Annotated in this window: 1 pseudogene; it reads right to left on the bottom strand. The window is 64.6% G+C overall.

Annotated features, from left to right (window positions below):
• Positions 1-556, bottom strand: a pseudogene (locus UTM25_RS05235) (type IV secretion protein Rhs); the annotation flags it as partial.

The following is a 556-nucleotide window of genomic DNA, read 5'->3' as shown; positions in this document are numbered from 1 at the left end:
CCCTTCGATATCCGTCATCCGCTCCGGCGTGCCGTTGGGCTGGCAGTGGAACCAGAAAATCTCCGGGGCTTCCACGCCGTCAATACGCGCCAGCGGATCGTAGCTGTCCTGATCGCTGTAGACGTAGGTGAGCGGAACATCCCCGTGCACCTCCTGCAGCAGGCGGAACCCTTCCCAGACAAACCGGGTGGTGACCGGCTTGCCGGCTGGATGACCGCCCAGCATCTGGCGTCGCGTTTTGCTGATGCGTCGCCCGAGCGGATCGTAGCGGAAGCTTACCTGCGTCTGCGGCCTGTTGCGGTCCCGCGGCTGGCTGATGACTTCCGTCAGGCGATGCTCACCGTCGTAGCGGTAGTGCCAGCGGGTCTGGCCGTTATCTTTTTCCACGGTGCGGCCGTGGATGTCATAGCGCCAGCGAATGCCGTTCAGATGCGTCAGGCGGTTGTGCGTGACCTTCTCAGCAGCCCCTTACAGAGGGTTACCGGCAGCGTCCCAGCGCCACTGCTCCTGTCCGGGCAGCGTGCCGTCCTGAACGAGCAGACGCCCGGCGCTGTCG

This window comes from Enterobacter sp. 61D5 (assembly GCF_034107965.1).
Lineage (GTDB): Bacteria > Pseudomonadota > Gammaproteobacteria > Enterobacterales > Enterobacteriaceae > Enterobacter > Enterobacter cloacae_M.
This window is presented reverse-complemented; position numbering and strand designations above follow the sequence as displayed.